Source organism: Aquabacterium sp., from assembly GCF_050725395.1.
Taxonomy (GTDB): Bacteria; Pseudomonadota; Gammaproteobacteria; order Burkholderiales; family Burkholderiaceae_C; genus Aquabacterium.
This window is the reverse complement of record NZ_JBOHHL010000054.1, coordinates 1-16,552: the sequence shown is the minus strand read 5'-3', so window position 1 is coordinate 16,552 and position 16,552 is coordinate 1. Positions and strand designations below refer to the sequence as shown.

At 65.2% G+C, this 16,552-nt stretch carries 16 protein-coding genes; 7 read left to right on the top strand and 9 right to left on the bottom strand.

Going from position 1 to position 16,552, the window contains the following annotated elements:
- Window positions 1–83: 83 nt before the first annotated feature.
- From ACREB4_RS19945 to ACREB4_RS19935, 3 genes are all read right to left on the bottom strand, one after another.
- The gene (locus ACREB4_RS19945) at window positions 84–926 is read right to left on the bottom strand and encodes a hypothetical protein (protein WP_431589996.1); all 843 of its coding nucleotides are present in this window, start codon (window positions 924–926) and stop codon (window positions 84–86) included.
- A 220-nt stretch (window positions 927–1,146) separates the two neighbouring features.
- The gene (gene ybeY, locus ACREB4_RS19940; protein WP_431589995.1) at window positions 1,147–1,605 is read right to left on the bottom strand and encodes an rRNA maturation RNase YbeY; all 459 of its coding nucleotides are present in this window, start codon (window positions 1,603–1,605) and stop codon (window positions 1,147–1,149) included.
- Window positions 1,602–2,618, bottom strand: a complete 1,017-nt coding sequence (locus tag ACREB4_RS19935; protein WP_431589994.1) for a PhoH family protein — start codon at window positions 2,616–2,618, stop codon at window positions 1,602–1,604. Before ACREB4_RS19935 ends, ybeY begins: the two co-directional genes overlap by 4 nt.
- A gap of 113 nt (window positions 2,619–2,731) precedes the next feature.
- On the opposite strand from ACREB4_RS19935, the gene ACREB4_RS19930 reads away from it, so the two are divergent.
- Genes ACREB4_RS19930 through ACREB4_RS19915 form a run of 4 tightly spaced genes read left to right on the top strand, consistent with a single transcriptional unit; the run spans window position 2,732 to window position 7,040 of the window.
- Complete coding sequence (locus ACREB4_RS19930) at window positions 2,732–4,876, top strand: sensor histidine kinase (RefSeq protein ID WP_431589993.1); 2,145 nt, start codon at window positions 2,732–2,734, stop codon at window positions 4,874–4,876.
- A 15-nt stretch (window positions 4,877–4,891) separates the two neighbouring features.
- On the top strand, window positions 4,892–5,554 hold the full coding sequence (locus ACREB4_RS19925) for a response regulator (RefSeq protein WP_230180035.1): 663 nt from the start codon (window positions 4,892–4,894) through the stop codon (window positions 5,552–5,554).
- The gene (ruvA, locus tag ACREB4_RS19920) at window positions 5,551–6,126 is read left to right on the top strand and encodes a Holliday junction branch migration protein RuvA (RefSeq protein ID WP_431589992.1); all 576 of its coding nucleotides are present in this window, start codon (window positions 5,551–5,553) and stop codon (window positions 6,124–6,126) included. Before ACREB4_RS19925 ends, ruvA begins: the two co-directional genes overlap by 4 nt.
- A complete protein-coding gene (locus ACREB4_RS19915; RefSeq protein ID WP_431589991.1) occupies window positions 6,123–7,040 on the top strand; it encodes a M14 family murein peptide amidase A in 918 nt (305 codons plus the stop codon). The genes ruvA and ACREB4_RS19915 overlap by 4 nt, the downstream gene beginning before the upstream one ends.
- 626 nt (window positions 7,041–7,666) lie before the next feature.
- Here the strand turns inward: ACREB4_RS19915 and ACREB4_RS19910 are convergent.
- On the bottom strand, window positions 7,667–9,307 hold the full coding sequence (locus ACREB4_RS19910) for a hybrid sensor histidine kinase/response regulator (RefSeq protein WP_431589990.1): 1,641 nt from the start codon (window positions 9,305–9,307) through the stop codon (window positions 7,667–7,669).
- A gap of 132 nt (window positions 9,308–9,439) precedes the next feature.
- Between ACREB4_RS19910 and ACREB4_RS19905 the strand changes: the two genes are divergently transcribed.
- Window positions 9,440–9,925 carry a glutathione peroxidase gene (locus ACREB4_RS19905; protein ID WP_431589989.1) on the top strand — a complete coding sequence of 162 codons (486 nt, stop codon included), beginning with the start codon at window positions 9,440–9,442 and terminating at the stop codon, window positions 9,923–9,925.
- A gap of 14 nt (window positions 9,926–9,939) precedes the next feature.
- Here ACREB4_RS19905 and ACREB4_RS19900 read toward each other — a convergent pair whose 3' ends face one another.
- Together ACREB4_RS19900 and ACREB4_RS19895 are read right to left on the bottom strand one after the other, a co-directional pair.
- Entirely contained in the window at window positions 9,940–10,389 is a 450-nt protein-coding gene (locus ACREB4_RS19900; RefSeq protein WP_431589988.1) for a nitrogen fixation protein, read from the bottom strand.
- A gap of 36 nt (window positions 10,390–10,425) precedes the next feature.
- Window positions 10,426–10,713 (bottom strand): hypothetical protein, encoded by a 288-nt coding sequence (locus ACREB4_RS19895; protein ID WP_431589987.1) that lies wholly within the window; start codon window positions 10,711–10,713, stop codon window positions 10,426–10,428.
- A 202-nt stretch (window positions 10,714–10,915) separates the two neighbouring features.
- Between ACREB4_RS19895 and ACREB4_RS19890 the strand changes: the two genes are divergently transcribed.
- Together ACREB4_RS19890 and ACREB4_RS19885 are read left to right on the top strand one after the other, a co-directional pair.
- Window positions 10,916–12,109 carry an aromatic amino acid transaminase gene (locus tag ACREB4_RS19890; protein ID WP_431589986.1) on the top strand — a complete coding sequence of 398 codons (1,194 nt, stop codon included), beginning with the start codon at window positions 10,916–10,918 and terminating at the stop codon, window positions 12,107–12,109.
- Between the two features lie 121 nt (window positions 12,110–12,230).
- Window positions 12,231–13,913, top strand: coding sequence for a long-chain-fatty-acid--CoA ligase (locus ACREB4_RS19885; RefSeq protein ID WP_431589985.1), 1,683 nt, complete (start codon window positions 12,231–12,233; stop codon window positions 13,911–13,913).
- An 18-nt stretch (window positions 13,914–13,931) separates the two neighbouring features.
- On the opposite strand, the gene ACREB4_RS19880 is transcribed toward ACREB4_RS19885, so the two are convergent.
- From ACREB4_RS19880 to ACREB4_RS19870, 3 genes are all read right to left on the bottom strand, one after another.
- Window positions 13,932–15,452, bottom strand: coding sequence for a PPC domain-containing protein (locus ACREB4_RS19880; RefSeq protein WP_431589984.1), 1,521 nt, complete (start codon window positions 15,450–15,452; stop codon window positions 13,932–13,934).
- Window positions 15,453–15,540: 88 nt separating this feature from the next.
- Entirely contained in the window at window positions 15,541–16,098 is a 558-nt protein-coding gene (locus ACREB4_RS19875; RefSeq protein WP_431589983.1) for a YaeQ family protein, read from the bottom strand.
- 20 nt (window positions 16,099–16,118) lie between these two features.
- A partial coding sequence (locus ACREB4_RS19870) for a serine aminopeptidase domain-containing protein (RefSeq protein WP_431589982.1) occupies window positions 16,119–16,552 on the bottom strand: 434 nt, incomplete at its 5' end.

Genomic DNA, 16,552 nt, shown 5'->3' with positions numbered 1-16,552 from the left:
CCCTTCAGGTGAGCGGAGGACTAACCCCTAAAACAGGAATTTTGGATTGTCCATTTGTCAGATTTTAGTCCCGTGGTCGTCAATTAACCCCACAAGGTGTCGCGGTGGCGCGCCACCGCCTTGCCAAAGCTGGAGTCCGACCAGGCCTGCGTGGCACGTTGGCGCACGGTTTCGGGCCGAGCGCGCGAGGGCTTGACCAGGACCTTCCACAGTTGCGGCACGATCACCTGGAAGAACGCCTTGAGGTCGGCGCGGCCCACGCAAGGCAGTTCGGTGCCGCGTTCCCAGTCGGGGTTGCACTTCTCGAAGAAGGCGATGTCGGCCTGCTGGCGAAGCTCGCGGGTGATGGGGGTCACGTCGCCCTTCAGGCAGTTGTAGCCGTCACCGAAGTCCAGCACCATCGATTGCTTGTCCAGCTTGCCGGGGAAGAGCGTCTCGCAATACGTTTCGGCGATGTGCTTGAGGTGCTCGTTCTTTTGCTGCGGGTGCGGGTAGTACTCGGGGAAGTTGCGGCTCAGCAGCAGGAAGGTCTTGTAGCCCTTCGAGATCAGGAACCAGTACTGGGGCGTCAGCGGGTTCTTGATGGCTTCCCACAGCACGCGCTTGACGAAAGCGGCGTTGATGGCGCGGTTGCCCCAATGCTCCTTTTCCAGCACCGTGTCGCCGCTGAACACGCCCTTGATCTCGCGGCCATCGACCTGCATGCGGTACACGCCGAAGGTCGAGAACCCCACGATGGCGTCGTCGCGTTGGCGGCGCACGATGAAGGCGCCGGTCTTCTTGCCCAGGTCGGTCACGAACTGGTCGAGCGCGACGTTGTCGTAGTAGCGGCAAAACACCTTGAACATGTCCCGGATGTCCTGAACGGTGATGTTGTTCAGGGCCTGGTAGCGGGTGTAGATCTTGGTCTTGCTGGTGTTGGACATCGGGGACCTCAAGGGGTTGGCTTGGTCGATGTATGGATTCTGGAGACCGAGCTCCAACCCGGTCAGGGGGTGCCCCCCAACACCCCCCTGTTCAGGCGTGCCCGTGCCCGTGCACTAATGCACGCATCGGCCATTACCTGCTTTTGACCTGCCCTGGATGCAGGTATTCAAACGTTTGTTTGTTTGCTAGAAGGCGCGTTCGATGCTGCGTTGAAGCGATCTAGGCGTAGGGATCGGCAAAGCCCAGCGCGGCCATGATCTGGCGCTCCTGCGCCTCCATCGCCACGGCCTCGTCCTCGACCAAGTGGTCAAAGCCCTGGGCGTGCAAGGTGCCGTGCACCAGCATGTGCGCGTAGTGTTCCTGCAGCGTCTTGTTCTGCTCTTGTGCTTCGCGTTCGATCACGGGGGCGCAGATCACCAGGTCGGCGGTCACCACGGGTTCCTGCGTGTAGTCGAAGGTCAGCACATTGGTGGCGTAGTCCTTCTGGCGGAAGTCGCGGTTCAGCGCGCGGCCTTCGTCTTCGCCGACGATGCGCACGGTGATCTCGCCATCAACACCATCGACCGCCAGCGCGGCCTTGATCCAGCGGGCCACCTTGTGGCGGGGGAGCTGATCGCGGTGGGTCTTGTCGGCGAATTGAAGGCTCAGGCTCAGGGCCGGTTTGGAAGGACTGCTCATGCGGTGCGGGCGGGCTCGGGATTCTGGTTGTCGCGGTCATAGGCCTCGACGATGCGGGCCACCAGCGGATGGCGGACGATGTCGTGTTGGGTGAAGCGGGTGAAGGCCACACCCTTGACCTTGCGCAGGATGCGCTCGGCTTCGATCAGGCCGCTGCGCGCGCCTTTGGGCAAGTCGATCTGACTGACGTCGCCCGTGACCACGGCCTTGGTGCCGAAGCCGATGCGCGTCAAAAACATCTTCATCTGCTCGGGCGTGGTGTTCTGCGCTTCATCGAGGATGACGAAGGCGTGGCTGAGCGTGCGGCCGCGCATGAAGGCCAGCGGGGCCACTTCGATCTGGCCTTTTTCAAAAGCCTTGGTGACACGGTCGAAGCCCATCAGGTCGTACAGGGCGTCGTACAACGGGCGCAGGTAGGGATCGACCTTTTGCGACAGGTCGCCGGGCAGGAAGCCCAGTCGCTCGCCGGCCTCGACCGCCGGGCGCGTCAGCACGATGCGCTGGACCATGCTGCGTTCAAGTGCATCGACCGCGCAGGCCACGGCCAGGAAGGTCTTGCCCGTGCCGGCCGGACCGATGCCCAGGGTCAGGTCGTGGGCCAGGATGTGGCGCAGGTACTCGACCTGGTTGCTGGTGCGGCCCTGCAGGTCGGCGCGGCGGGTGGTGAGCAGGGGGCCTTCGTCAGGCTCGTCGTCCGGGCCGGGCTGCGCGTCGTCGTGGGCGCCGCCGCGTTTGCCGCGGGCAGGCTTCTGGCGCTTGGCCAGCAGGGCGGCCAGCGCCAGTTGCACCTGTTCCGGGCCGAGAGGCCGGGCCGACTTGGCGTACAGCGTTTCCAGCAGGGCCAAGGCTTCTTCGGGGCGGCCTTTGGCGCCATCGATGCGGAACTGGTCGCCGCGGCGGGCCAGGGTCACGCCCAGCGCGGCCTCGATGGTGCGCAGGTGCTCGTCCAGCGGGCCGCACAGGTGGGCCAGCCGGGTGTTGTCGAGCGGTAGAAAGCGGTGGCGCAAGGTCATGAAAGGCCCATCGGTGAACAAAAAGCCCGCAAATTGTCGCTTGACCGGGGCATCAAAGTGTGACGGATCTTGCAGAATGGGCCCGACATTGCGCATGGTGCGCAGTTTTGGCCATGGAATTGACTTCATTCATGTTGCAAAGCTGGTGGCAAAACTTGGTGAAAAAACAGGGCGCCGACGCCTCGGGGCAGGGCGTTCTGGAGACCCCGTCCGGCACCGTGATCCCGGTGAGCCGGGCCGGGCAGTGGCTGCTGCTGACGCTGGGCCTGGCCCTGGCGTGGGTGGTGGGTTGGGGCTTGGTGGTGCTCAACCAGGAGGCCATTCGCCTGAGCAAGCCGACCTTGGCCGATGGCGGGGCCACGACCCTGCTGTTCCGCGATGCCTGGGTGGTGGCCAGCCCGGCCACCCACTACCCCATCGACCAGGTGGGCAAGTTCGTGAACCTGCCCGACGAGTGGTCGCGCACGCACCCCGGGTACGAGGGCAGCATCTGGTACCGCGTTCACTTCGAAACGCCCATCCAGCCTGGCCCCGATAAATTGCTGGCCGCCTACATCGAGCGGGCCTGCTCCAACGTCGAGGTCCACTTGAATGGGCAGTTGCTCTACCGGGGCGGCCGCATGGTCGAGCCGGTGGCCCGCAATTGCGACCAGTCGCACGTGGTGCCCTTGCCCTCCTTCCTGCTGCGCCTGGGTGCCAACCAGCTGGACCTGAAGGTGACGGGCTACCCCATCGAACGCGTCACCGCGCGGCAACGCGCCGGCGGCCTGGACGAAGTGCGCGTGGGGCCCCTGCAGGACATGCAGCGCATGCACCAGGACCACGAGTTCTGGTCGAGCACCGTGTCCCAGGTCATCGCTGGCATCCTGGTGGTGCTGGGCTTGTTCGCCTTGGGGCTGGCCTGGGTGCGTCAGCTCAGCTATCTGACGTATTTCGGCCTGCTGACCATCGGTTGGTCGCTGATGACCGGGCGTTGGTGGATCAACGAACTGCCCATCACCAACGCTTCCACCGAAGTCCTGATCGCGATGATGTTCGCGCCCATGACGGCTTTCGCCATCAAGTTCCTGCTGGGCTATTCCGGACACGGCCTGCGCCACCGCGGCAAGACCCGTGACCTGACCCGCCAGGTCAACGCCGTGCTGTGGGCGCAGTGCCTGCTGGTCCCGCTCAGCCTGTGGGCGGTGGGCATGAACGGCCTGTTCCTGGTCAGCCGGCTCTGGTATGTGCTGTTCGCGCTGGAGTTGTTCGGGGCCATCGGATATTTCCTGTGGCACTCGGGCCGCACCCGCAAGCCTGAGTTCTGGCTGATGAGCGTGGCGTTGGGCGTGGTCTCGGCCGTGATGGGCATCGAGCTGTCCTTCCAGAACGGCTTGCTGCGCGTCTGGGGTGTGCACGTCACCTACTTCGTGATGCCGGTGCTGTATTCGGTGGTGGCCGTGCGCCTGATCCAGGTGTACGCCGGGGCCTTGAAAACCGCCGAGGGCGCGCGGCATCAGCTTGAAAAGCGCGTGCAGGAGATCAGCGCCGAGATCGAGCGCAATTTCGGCCAGATCGCCGAGCTGCGCGTCGAGCAGATCGCCGAAAAAGAACGCAAGCGCATCGCCGCCGACCTGCACGACGACCTGGGCGCCAAGCTGCTGACCATCGTGCACACCAGCGACAACGACCGCATCTCGACCCTGGCGCGCGAGGCGCTGGAAGAAATGCGCCTGTCGGTGCGCGGCCTGACCGGGCGGCCCATGGTGCTGTCCGACGCCTTGGCCGACTGGCGCGCCGAGGTGGTGTCGCGCCTGGGCCAGGCCGGCATCGAGATCGAATGGCGCAATTCCATCGACGAGGTGGAAGAGCCCCTGTCGGCGCGCACCTATGTGCAGACCACCCGCATCATCCGCGAGGCGGTCAGCAACATCATCAAGCACAGCCAGGCTTCGCACGTGGTCATCCACACCGACGTGCACCTCGAACACCATGATTTTTTGCTGGTGATCCAGGACAATGGCAAGGGCATCCCGATGGAACTGGACGGCCGCCTCGACCGCGGCCACGGCATGACCAGCATGAAGCACCGCGCCAAGCAGCTCAGCGGACAATGCCTGGTCGAATCCGGCCCTGGTTTTGGCACCGTGATCCGTTTGACTTTGCCGCTTGAAATTGCCGTGGTGCAACAGAAGGCGGCCATAGAGCACACTCAGCCCGCTAGCACTGCTAGCATCCCCGATAGTGCACAGGGATCTCCCCTGGGCACGCCACCTTGATGTGAGGCCTCGGCCATGAAGCAGATTCTGTTGCTCGAAGATCTTCCCGAAATCCGCGCCTGGCTGAAAACGCTGGCGCTGCAAGTGTTCCCGGGCGCCCACATCAGCGAGAGTGCCCGTGTCCACGACGCGCTTGAACTCGTCAACGCCGTGCGCTTCGACGTGGCCCTGTGCGACCTGGGGCTGCCCGATGGCTCGGGCGTCGAGGTGGTGCAGGCCTTGCGCGAGAAGCAGCCCGACGTGCAGTCGGTGGTCGTCACCATCCACGACGACGACGAGCATTTGTTCCCCGCCCTGCAGGCCGGCGCTTTCGGTTACCTGCTGAAAGAGCAATCGCGCGAGCAACTGGCCGAGCAACTGCACCGCATCAGCCTGGGCGAGCCGCCGCTGTCCCCTTCGATTGCGCGCCGCGTGATCAAGTACTTCACGGCGCAGGCCAGCCAGCAGCCGATCTCGCAGGCCGATTCGGTGACGCCGCACGTGCAGTTGACCGACCGCGAGAACGAAGTGCTGCTGCGCGTGGCCAAGGGCTTCACCCTGCCCGAGATCGGCGTGCAGTTGAACCTGTCGCGCCACACCATCGCCGACTACGTCAAGCAGATCTACCGCAAGCTGAACGTGTCCTCGCGTGCCGAAGCGGCGCTGGAAGCGCAACGATTGGGTCTGTTCCGCCGATGATTTCCCGCCTGACCGGGCTTCTCGCCGAGAAGTCCCCGCCCCACGTGCTGGTCGATTGCAACGGCGTGGGGTACGAAGTGCAGGTGCCCATGAGCACCTTCTACAACCTGCCCGAACTGGGCGCCCGCGTGACCTTGCTGACCCAGTTCGTGGTGCGCGAAGACGCCCAGCTGCTGTACGGTTTCCTGACCGCCGGCGAGCGCGCTTCCTTCCGCGAATTGACCAAGATCAGCGGCGTGGGCCCGCGCATTGCCCTGTCCTTGCTGTCTGGGCTGAGCACCGACGACTTGGCCCAGGCCGTGGCCGCGCAGGACGTGGCCCGCCTGGTCAAGGTGCCCGGCATCGGCAAGAAAACCGCCGAACGCCTGCTGTTGGAACTCAAGGGCAAGTTGTCGCCCGTGCTGTCGGCGCCTGGTTTTGCCATGGTCAGCGATGCGCAGTCGGACATCCTCCAGGCCCTGCTGGCCCTGGGCTACACCGACAAGGAAGCGCAGGCCGTGCTCAAGCAATTGCCGGCCGATGTGTCCGTCAGCGATGGCATCAAGCTGGCCTTGAAGAACCTGACCCGATGAATGTTCGTGTTGCGTTGACAAGTTGCGGTTTGCTGATGGCGATGGTGGCGGGGGTGGCCGCGCCGGCGTTGAGCGCTTCTGCGTCGACCCCTGCCAAGACCGTTGCTGCGGGCAAGGCGGCCCTGAAGCCCGCGCCCGCCCAGCCCATCGTGCTGATCCAGACGCCCCAGGCGTTTTGCCAGCAGGCCGCCAGCCGCCTGCCCAATGTGTCGATGGCCTTGTGTGCCCAGGCGCAGTTGCAGGCCAATGGCGCCAAGTCGGTCAAGGGCCATGCGTTGATGCAGCGGGATGTGGTTTCGCCCAACGCGCATTTGCGCGTGCTGGTGATCGGGGGCATCCATGGCGACGAACTCTCGTCGACCTCCCTGGTGCTGCACTGGATCCGCGCGGCTGGCGAGACGCCGTCCAACATCCATTGGCGTTTCGTGCCTTTGCTCAACCCGGACGCGATGCTGCAAGCCGCGCCCACGCGCACCAATTCGCGGGGCGTGGACCTGAACCGCAATTTCCCCACGCCCAATTGGGACAAGGAAGCGCCGCAGTACTGGAGCAAGCGCACCAAGAACGATCCGCGCCGTTATCCCGGGCCCAAGCCGCTGTCCGAACCGGAGTCGCGCTGGTTGTATGAAGAGATGGAGCGCTGGAAGCCCAACCTGATCGTGTCGGTGCACGCGCCTTACGGTGTGCTCGATTTCGATGGCCCCACGTCGCCGCCGCAGAAACTGGGGCGCCTCTACCTGGACCAGGTGGGGATCTTTCCGGGCAGCCTGGGCAACTATGGCGGGGTGCACAAGAAGATGCCGGTGGTGACCATCGAGTTGCCGAGCGCCATCCGCACGCCGCAAGAGGCCGAGATTCGCCAGATGTGGCTGGATTTGCTGCGGTGGACGGCGGATCGGTTGGGGGCCAATTAGCACTGCTTGTTTGTGTTTGTGTTTGTATTTGCGTGCTGAGGTTTTCGCGCTTTGGCGGAGAGCGCGGGGCTGGGATGAGGCGGTGACGGGCGGGGCTCCTGCGGTGGCGGTCCTCCGCTTCGCGAAGGACTGCTCTGCGGTGCTCGGCCACGGCGGGCGGCTGCGGAACTCGCTGTCCTTCGGCAGCTCAGACAGTCCTCGCCGACCCCTCGCTTTGCGAGGGGCAACCCGCCGTGGCCTGTGCGCCTCGACGCCCCGAAGTCGCCCCGCCCACCACCGCCTCATCCTTGAGCGCCCCGCTGGTGGCACGCCACGAATGCAACCGTGCTACGCCACCAGCAGGGCGAAAAAAGGGTTGGGCCGGCAGCCGACCGGGCGCCTGGTGGGTGCTGAGAAGCACAGCGCCGGGGTGGGCGCGCGCAGCGCGCATCAATATCTGACTGGCCGTGGTTGTTTGAACGCAGCGGACAAGGTCCGCGAAGTGAGTTCCACGGCACCGCCTCGGCGCGAGCATCGCAAGGCAGTCCCGCTGCAAGCGGGGCCACCCACCTGAAGCCCGGACGGCTGCCGGCCCAACCCGCGCCCTGCGTTCTTCGCAAAGCACCAAACAATCGCCAGCAGAGAACTCAGGAGTTCAAGGGCGGCGCCGCCTGCGTGCTCGGCAGTGCCGCCAGGATGGTCAGCAGCCGGTTGATCTGCAGTGGCTTGACCAGGTATTGGTTGAAGCCCGCCTGCAGCGCCCGCGCGATGTGATCGGGGAGGGCATCACCGCTCAACGCAATCAAGGGCAGCTTCTTGAACGCCGCCTTGGCCCGCAATTGCCGGCACAAATCCAGCCCGCTGCCATCGGGCAGGTTGATGTCGACCAAGGCCACGTCCGGTTGCATGGATTCGATGCAGGCCAGGCCATCGGCCGCGGTATCGGCCGACAGCAAGCGCACCTGCGGGTACGTGGCGAACAGGGCTTCAACCAGGCTGCGGTTCAAGGCGTTGTCTTCGATGTGAACCACGCGCAGGGGCGGCAGCATCACCAAGGGTTCGGAAGGCCGCACGCTGGCAGGCGCCGTGCTGTGGCTGCGTTCGGCCAGCGGCAGTTTCAGGCCGAAAACACTGCCTTCGCCCAGGGTGCTGTGCACTTCGATGCGCCCGTGCATCAGGGCCGCCATGCGTTGTGCGACGGCCAGCCCCAGTCCATGGCCTTCTCCATCGGCTTCGGTGCTGCGGTCCAGCCGGGTGAAGGGTTGGAAAAGTTTGGGCAGGTCGCTTTGGTCGATGCCAGCGCCTTGATCGCGCACTTCGACGATGCCCATGCGTTCCTCGGTGACTTCACGGGCGCGCAGCCAGACCGTCGAGCCATTGGGGCTGACGCGGATCGCGTTGTTGAGCAGTTGGACGAGGATCTCGCGGGTGGGCTGCGGATCGGCCCAGACCGTGTGCGGGGCGCAATCGACCACCACCGTGACGTTGTGGTTGCGCGCCAACGTCTCTTGGGCGGCGCAGACCTCGCGCAGCAAGCCGGTCATGGCCAGGCGCTGAGGCCGCAGGGTGACCGAGGGCTCGTCCAGTCGGGCGAATTCCAGGGCTTGGTCCAGCAGGGTTAGCAACTGCTGGCCCGCGGTGCGGATGTGGCCCAACTGGCGCTGCAGGTTGTCGGGCAGGCCGGTGTGGTCCTGCATGTCCAGCAGTTGCGAGAAGCCCATGATGGCGTTCAGCGGTGAGCGCATGCTGTGACCCATGCGCGCCAAAAAGTCGGCCTTGGCCACCAGCGTCAGTTCGGCCTGCAGGCGGCGGGTGTGCTCGGCGTCCAGCTTGCGCTGCGGGCCCACGTCGCGCATCAGTTCGATGTAACGCGTGACCTGGCCATCGGCATCGGGCAGGGGGTGAACGGTGCGCGCCACCCAGAACGGCTCGCCGTCCTTGCGGTGGTGGCAAATTTCAAGGTTTTCAACCGCGTGGCCTTGCGCCAGCGTCTGGTTGATGCGGGTGATCAAGGCGGCCTCGGTGTGCGGGCCGCTGAGCAGCTCTTCGGGCTGCTGGTCCAGGCTCTCGGACAAGGAGAAGCCGGTCAGGCGCGAGAAGCTGGGATTGACCCACCGTATGCAACGTTGCGCGTCGCAGATCATCACCGCGTCACTGACCCGGTCGGCCAGCAAGGCCAGCTCCTGGTTGGTGGCTTGGGCGCGTTGAAGGGCGGCCTGGATTTGTCTCATGGGCAGACCTTGCTCAGTCGCGGCTGGCAGGTCGGCCTCAATGGTGTTTTGGGGCATGGCGTTTTCCTCTCGGCACCGAGGGTGCGGATACCCGCCGGTCTCCACGGCGAGCAAGGGATACAGCTAGGAACTCATGATGTCAGAATGGGGCTCACATGTGTAGGTACTTTGAGAAAGTTCTTGGCCATCATGACTCAATCCATTTACGAATTTGATGCGCAATCCACGGATGGGGTTCCCGTGAAGCTGGAGCAGTACCGGGGGCGCGTTTTGCTCATCGTCAACACTGCCAGCAAGTGTGGATTTACGCCACAGTTCGAAGGCCTCGAACAGCTGTGGAAAGACTACGCAGACAAAGGTTTGACCGTGCTGGGCTTCCCTTGCAACCAGTTTGGCGGACAAGACCCTGGTGCCGACTCAGAGATCGCTTCGTTCTGCCAGCTGAACTACGGCGTGAGCTTTCCGATGATGGCCAAGATCGAGGTCAATGGCGCCGAGGCGCACCCGCTTTACCAATACCTGGTGAAAGAGGCGCCCGGCATCCTGGGCACCAAGTCCATCAAGTGGAATTTCACCAAATTCCTGGTGAACCGCGAGGGCAAGGTCTTGGGCCGCTATGCCCCGACCGACACGCCGAAAAGCCTCCGCGAGGACATCGAGAAGGCTTTGGGCTGAGCGGGCTTCAAGGATCAGGCCGCGCCGGCCAGGTTCATCGGGTTGGCGGTTTCGATCACGCGCTCGGCAGGCGCCGAATCGTTGGTCACCACCTGGGGACAACGCAGGCAGGCGCTGACGCCTTCCTGGTGCCACCACATGCAGCTGCCGCGGATGGCGCAGCGGGGCGGCTTGCTCACCACCACGGGCGCCAGCCGCACCGTGCGGATCGCCAACCGGCACTTGCGGCGGTCTTCGTCGAAGTGCCAGCAATCCGAACCCATGGCACAGGGTGCCGAGATGCGAAACACCTCGGCGGGGTCCACCGGGGCGGCCAGGGCGACCACCTCCGGCGTGACCGGCAGGGCCTCTTCCAGGTAGTTCACTTCAGGATGCTCGGCGGTGCCGCCAATCACGGCGAAGACCTTGGCCCCGTCCAGCTGGTGCTGGGCGCTGGGGCACATGAGGGGGGCAGGCTGGCTCATGGTGTGTGCTCCTTGAAGGAAGAGGCCCGAAGGGCATCAGCGGACCACGAGCCCGGCGCCGGCCAGCTGGCCCGCGTTGATCTGGGGCTGCGTGAACTGGCTCACCTGGAGGGCTTTCATGATTTCGGGGTTGATGATGCCGTTGATCAGCGGGCCCCTGAGCAGCAGCGAGGTGCCGGCGCCGCTGACGGCTTCCACCTGTTCGGCGTTCAGCTCGGTCAGGCCGCGGGCGGCCAGGGCACGTTCAACGCCTTGGGCGGCCAGGGTTTGCAGGTCGGCGATGGCGGCGCGGCCGGCGGTCTTGGGGGTGGTCTTGTTGGTCATGGTGAGTCCTTTCGTTGTCGAGTTGATCGACGGGTTGGCGTGTCAAACAAAGATCGGCTGGAGGGCCGATGGGGTGGACTCTAGGGACCGGACTCACCACCCACATCCTGTGAATTAGGGCCTCCCCTAGTTCAAGCTAGGGCCCCTTTCCGGGGGCTTTCGGGGGTGTTCGATAATGCGCATTCCCCGTCAGGAGCACGCCATGTTCATCCACGTCGACGCCTACCCCGGCGACCCCATCCTCACCCTCAACGAAGATTTCCAGAAGGATCCTCGCCAAGGCAAGATCAACCTCAGCATCGGCATCTATTTCGACGACGCCGGCCAACTGCCCGTGATGGGCGCCGTGCGCGAGGCCGAGGGCTTGCTGCTGTCGAGCATCGGGCCCAAGCCCTACCTGCCAATGAGCGGCTCGCCCGACTACCGCCAGGCCGTGCAGCACCTGCTGTTCGGCGCGCGGCATGAGGCCGTCACCTCGGGCCGCATCGCCACCATCCAGACCATCGGCGGTTCGGGTGCGCTGAAGGTGGGCGGGGACTTTCTCAAGCGCTATTTTCCGCAGTCGCAGGTGTGGGTGAGCGACCCCACCTGGGACAACCACCGCGCCATGTTCGAGGGCGCCGGTTTCACGGTGAACACCTACCCCTACTACGACGCGGCCACGGGCGGCCTCCAGTTCGACGCGATGCTGTCGGCCATCGATGCCTTGCCTGCCAAGAGCATCGTCTTGTTGCATGCCTGCTGCCACAACCCCACGGGGGTCGACCTGAGCCAGGACCAGTGGACAGCGCTCACCGCCGTCCTCAAGGCGCGCGATCTGCTGCCTTTCCTGGACATCGCCTACCAGGGCTTCGGCGAGGGCATCGACGAAGACGCCTTCGCGCTGCGCACGCTGGCGGAGGCGGGTGTGAGCTTCTTCGTGGCGAACTCCTTCTCCAAGAGCTTCTCGCTGTACGGCGAACGCGTGGGCGGGTTGAGCGTGGTCTGCCCCACGAAGTTCGAAGCCAGCCTGGTGCTGGGCCAGTTGATGGCCTGCGTGCGTCGCAACTACTCCAGCCCGCCCACGCACGGTGCACGCATCGTGGCCCAGGTGCTGGGCACGCCCGCGCTGCGCGCCGCCTGGTCGGAAGAACTCGGCGCCATGCGCCAGCGCATCAAGCTCATGCGCCAGCGCTTGTACGACGGGGTGGTGACCCGCCTGCCGGGCCGCGACGTGCGCTATTTCATCGACCAGCGTGGCATGTTCAGCTACACGGGCCTGTCGGCCGCCCAGGCCGACACCCTGCGCGAGGTGCATGGCGTGTACGTGCTGCGTTCGGGCCGGATGTGCGCCGCCGGACTGAACGCCGGCAACGTGGACCGCGTGGCCGAGGCCGTGGCTGCCGTGCTGGCCTGATCTGACCCAAAACCCGGGGAAGGCCTGGGTTTCTCAGTGGGGGCATCCCCTGAGTTGGGGGGTGGGGGTTCCGTAGAAGAATGTGGCCACAACAAAAGGTCACGAGGAACCTCCCGCTGCCATGGACAAAATCTGGCTCAGGCACTACCCCACCGGCGTGCCGCACGAGATCGACCCCACGGTGTACCGGTCGCTGGTGGAATTGATGGACGAGGGTTTCGCGGCCCACGGCCACAAGGCGGCCTACAAATTCATGGGCCGGGCCTGGAGCTTCGCCCAGATCGACCAGGCCTCCCAGGCCTTTGCCGCCTACCTGCAGGGTTTGGGCCTGCAGGCGGGGGCCCGCGTGGCGGTGATGATGCCCAATGTGCCGCAGTACCCGGTGGTGGTCACGGCCATCCTGCGGGCCGGCTTCGTGGTCGTCAACGTGAACCCGCTGTACACCCCGCGGGAACTGGAGCACCAACTCAAGGATTCGGGCAGCCAGGCGATCATCATCGTCGAGAACTTCGCGGCCACCCTGCAAGCGGTGATCGCGCGGACGCCGGTCAAGCACGTGGTGCTGGCCAGCATGGGCGACCTGCTCGGTCCCATCAAAGGCACCTTGGTGAACCATGTGGTGCGCCGTGTGCGCAAACTGGTGCCGGCGTTTTCATTGCCGGGCGCGGTGCGCTTCAACCAGGCGTTGGGCATCGGCCGGGGGCGGGCCTACCAGCCGGCGCGGCCAGGCCCTGACGACATCGCCGTGCTGCAGTACACCGGCGGCACCACCGGCGTCAGCAAGGGCGCGATGCTGTTGCACCGCAACATCGTGGCCAACCTGCTGCAGTCCGAAGCCTGGAACGCGCCCATGTGGACGCAGGTGCCGGCAGGCGAGCAACCCACCACCGTGTGCGCGCTGCCGCTGTACCACATCTTCGGTTTCACGGTGAGCATGATGGTGGGCTTGCGGCTGGGGGTGTGCAACATCCTGATCCCCAATCCGCGCGACCTGAAGGCCACCTTGAACGAGCTGGCCAAGCACCGTTTCCACAGTTTCCCGGCGGTCAACACCCTGTATGGCGCGCTGGCCCGCCACCCCGATTTCCACAAGGTCGACTGGAGCCACCTGCGCTTGTCGGTGGGTGGTGGCATGGCGGTGCAACAGGCCACCGCCAAGCTGTGGAAGGACAAGACTGGCTGCGCGGTGTACGAAGGCTATGGCCTGTCGGAGACCTCGCCCTCGGTGACGTGCAATCCGGTGACCAACACGGCTTACACCGGCACCATCGGTTTGCCTTTGCCCTCGACCGAGGTGTGCGTGTTGGACGACGCTGGCCGCGAGGTGCCCTTGGGTCAGCCGGGTGAGTTGGCCGTGCGGGGGCCTCAGGTGATGGCCGGCTACTGGCAGCGCCCCGAAGAGACTGCCAAGGTGATGACGGCCGATGGTTTTTTCCGCACGGGCGACATCGCCACGATCGACGAGCGCGGCTATGTCAAGATCGTCGACCGCAAGAAGGACATGATCCTGGTGTCGGGCTTCAATGTGTACCCGAACGAGGTGGAAGACGTGGTCACGCAGATGCCGGGCGTGCTCGAGTGTGCGGCGGTGGGCGTGCCCGACGAGCATTCGGGCGAGGCGGTGAAGCTGGTCATCGTGCGGCAGCATCCGGACGTGAGCGAGCAGCAGGTGCGTGACTACTGCGCCCGGCACCTGACGGGCTACAAACGGCCGAAGGTGGTGCAGTTCCGCACTGAACTGCCCAAGACACCGGTGGGCAAGATTTTGCGGCGCGAGTTGCGCGAGGCGGCGGATGCCGTCTGACGCTCGGAGCGCCGTTCTTCAGTTGGCCGTGGCCGTCATCGTGAGCGACACCCCGCTGTAGGCGGCATAGCCATACAGCCCCACGTACCAGACGCCCGCAGGGATGCCGGTGATCTGGATGGCCTCGGTGCTGCCGTTTTGCGTGGAGCTGAAGTCGACGCCGGTGCTGCTGGGGATGTTGCCGAGCCGGACGTAGAAGTCGGCATCGCCCACCGTGCCGCCCGTCGTGGAGATGGTCAACTTGGTGGCCCCGCTGGGCACGTTCAGCTTGAAGTAGCGCATGGTGCCGGTGGCGCCGCTCAGGCCGCTCACGGCCACCCCCGAGTAAACGGGCTGGGCGTATGGGGTGGTGTCCATGGCGTACCGGCGGCCCAGCATGGTGAAGGCGGTGCTGCCGGGCGTGGCCACGCGCCAAGTCACCAGGAAGGTGCCATCGGGCGACATGCCCAGCGAGGTGTAGTTGGCGGCATTGCCGGAGCTGGGGGTGGCCACCACGTCGGCGCTGCGCAGCGGCGTGCCGTTGGCGCCGTACTGCCGCACCATCACTGAAGGCTGGGACGAAGGCACGTTGCGGCGGTTGTCGTCGATCCAGGCGATGGCAAAGCTGCCATCGTCGGCGATGCCGACCGAGGAATCCTTCTGGTCGCCGACCGTGGCCTCGCTCACATGGATTTCCGTGCCCACCTTCTGACCGGCGGCATTGAAGCGTTGGGCATAGATGCCCATGCCATCGCCATCCTGGCCGTGGCTTTCCCAGGCGATCACGTACTGGCCGCTGGGGTTGATGGCGACGTGCATGCCCGCCTGGCCATCGGGCAGGTAGGTGTTGGCGGTGGTGATGCTGGTCAAGGGTGTGCCGTTGCGTGCGTAGCGGCGGGTCATCACATCGCTTCCGACGTGCCCCATCCAGATGCAGGTGAAATTGCCGTTCTTGTCGACCACGACCCCTTGTGGCGCGCCGTTGTTGGCGGCGGCCGCCGACACTTCGATCTCACCCGTGACGGGCACACCCGTGGAGGTGAACACCCGGGCGAGCATGCGGGCGTTCGAGCCGACCGTGCCGGGATAGCTGGACCAAAACACGACGATGTCGCCGGTTTCGTTCATGCCCACAAAGCTGCCAAAGACGGTGGGCTGGGTGCTGGTGTTGACTTTGAAGGTCGATACCTTGGCGGCACCCGTGCGCGTGAATGTTCGGGCATAGACGCTGACGTTGTTGCCGTCTGCGGCTTGCCAGGCAATGCCATAGTCGCCCAGCTTGCTTGCGCCGATCGACATCATGGATCCATCGGCGGAAACATACCAGTCGCTGGACTGCAGGCGGTTGCCGAAGCCATCGAAACGTTGGATGTAGGCGCCGGGGCCGGATGGGCTTCCCGAGAAGATGGTGAGCAGGTCGCCGTTGCCCGCGCCGATGGCGCCCCAGTTGGCGCCCGAGGTGACGGTGAAGACGGGGGACAGTTCGGCCGCGATGGCGGCGGTGGATGCGGCGAGGCCCAAAGCGAGCGCAATGGGTTGGATGTATCGGGCGATACGCATGGAAACTCCCTGTGGTGTTGTGGTTCAAGCCCGGCCGATTATGGGCGAGGGGTTGGTCGCCACAGGGAGGGATCGCCTAAACAGACGTTCAGTCCGGCCCCATCAGCTTGATGGGCGTGATCTCGACCGTGGTCTGCCCATCGTTGACCCAGATGGTGCCGTCCTGCACCGTGAACTGCAGCTGCATGGTGCGTTGCGCGAAGGCGGCCAGGGCCTGGCTTTGCTCGCTCGGCACCTGCCAGATGGTGAGGTTGCGGGCGCGGGTCAGCTTGGTGGCGATGCCGTCCCACCACACATTGGTGCTGCTCTGAAATGCCCACAGCGTGACCTGGTGAGCGCGGCCGCTGGCCTTCATCAGGCGCTTGTCATCGGGCTGGCCCACGTCCACCCAGTTCAGGATCTCGCCCGAATAGTTTTTCTGCCACAGCGCGGGCTCGTCGGGGTCCCACATGTCCTTGGCCAGTTCGATGGTGCCTTCGGAGGTGTCGCTGGGCCAGCCCAGGGCCAGGGCCAGCACGCGGATCATCATGCGTTCATCGGCCTCGGAAGGGTGGCGCGCGATGGTGACGGCCGGATCGGCATAGACGTTTCGGTCCATGTTGGCCAGTTGGATCTGGGCCTTGTAGATGGTGGCTTTGATCGCCATGGGACGGGTCCTTGTTCTCTTTAGGCAGGTTCGTGTTCGAACGTTTCGAGCCAGCGGCCCAGGTCGGCGAAGACCTGGGCCTGGTCGGGCTCGTGGAAGATTTCGTGCGCCATGCGGGGGTAGGCATGGGTGGTGACGACCGAGTGCGGGGCGGTGGCGCCGAAGCGGGCGCTGCCGGCCGGCCGCACGCAGCGGTCGGCGCCCGCGTAGATCAGCAGGGTGGGCGTGGTCCAGTGCGGCGCGCGTTGCAGCACGTGCTCGCCCGCGTCGACGATGAACCGGCTCAATCGGCCGGTGGCGCGGTCGTGCACCAGCGGGTCGGCGATGTAGGCCTTGACCACGGCGGGGCTGCTGCACACCCATTCGGGCTTGAGGCCGTTGGGCACCGCCAGGTCCGGCGTCAGTTGGCCGAAGGTGGACAGCAGCAATTTCTGGAACCAGCTCAGGCCCGGGT

Bases quoted from the DNA above. Each gene is read 5' to 3' on its own strand.
- ACREB4_RS19945 (WP_431589996.1), bottom strand. From the start codon at position 926: ATGTCCAACACCAGCAAGACCAAGATCTACACCCGCTACCAGGCCCTG.
- ybeY (WP_431589995.1), bottom strand. From the start codon at position 1,605: ATGAGCAGTCCTTCCAAACCGGCCCTGAGCCTGAGCCTTCAATTCGCC.
- ACREB4_RS19935 (WP_431589994.1), bottom strand. From the start codon at position 2,618: ATGACCTTGCGCCACCGCTTTCTACCGCTCGACAACACCCGGCTGGCC.
- ACREB4_RS19930 (WP_431589993.1), top strand. From the start codon at position 2,732: ATGGAATTGACTTCATTCATGTTGCAAAGCTGGTGGCAAAACTTGGTG.
- ACREB4_RS19925 (WP_230180035.1), top strand. From the start codon at position 4,892: ATGAAGCAGATTCTGTTGCTCGAAGATCTTCCCGAAATCCGCGCCTGG.
- ruvA (WP_431589992.1), top strand. From the start codon at position 5,551: ATGATTTCCCGCCTGACCGGGCTTCTCGCCGAGAAGTCCCCGCCCCAC.
- ACREB4_RS19915 (WP_431589991.1), top strand. From the start codon at position 6,123: ATGAATGTTCGTGTTGCGTTGACAAGTTGCGGTTTGCTGATGGCGATG.
- ACREB4_RS19910 (WP_431589990.1), bottom strand. From the start codon at position 9,307: ATGCCCCAAAACACCATTGAGGCCGACCTGCCAGCCGCGACTGAGCAA.
- ACREB4_RS19905 (WP_431589989.1), top strand. From the start codon at position 9,440: ATGACTCAATCCATTTACGAATTTGATGCGCAATCCACGGATGGGGTT.
- ACREB4_RS19900 (WP_431589988.1), bottom strand. From the start codon at position 10,389: ATGAGCCAGCCTGCCCCCCTCATGTGCCCCAGCGCCCAGCACCAGCTG.
- ACREB4_RS19895 (WP_431589987.1), bottom strand. From the start codon at position 10,713: ATGACCAACAAGACCACCCCCAAGACCGCCGGCCGCGCCGCCATCGCC.
- ACREB4_RS19890 (WP_431589986.1), top strand. From the start codon at position 10,916: ATGTTCATCCACGTCGACGCCTACCCCGGCGACCCCATCCTCACCCTC.
- ACREB4_RS19885 (WP_431589985.1), top strand. From the start codon at position 12,231: ATGGACAAAATCTGGCTCAGGCACTACCCCACCGGCGTGCCGCACGAG.
- ACREB4_RS19880 (WP_431589984.1), bottom strand. From the start codon at position 15,452: ATGCGTATCGCCCGATACATCCAACCCATTGCGCTCGCTTTGGGCCTC.
- ACREB4_RS19875 (WP_431589983.1), bottom strand. From the start codon at position 16,098: ATGGCGATCAAAGCCACCATCTACAAGGCCCAGATCCAACTGGCCAAC.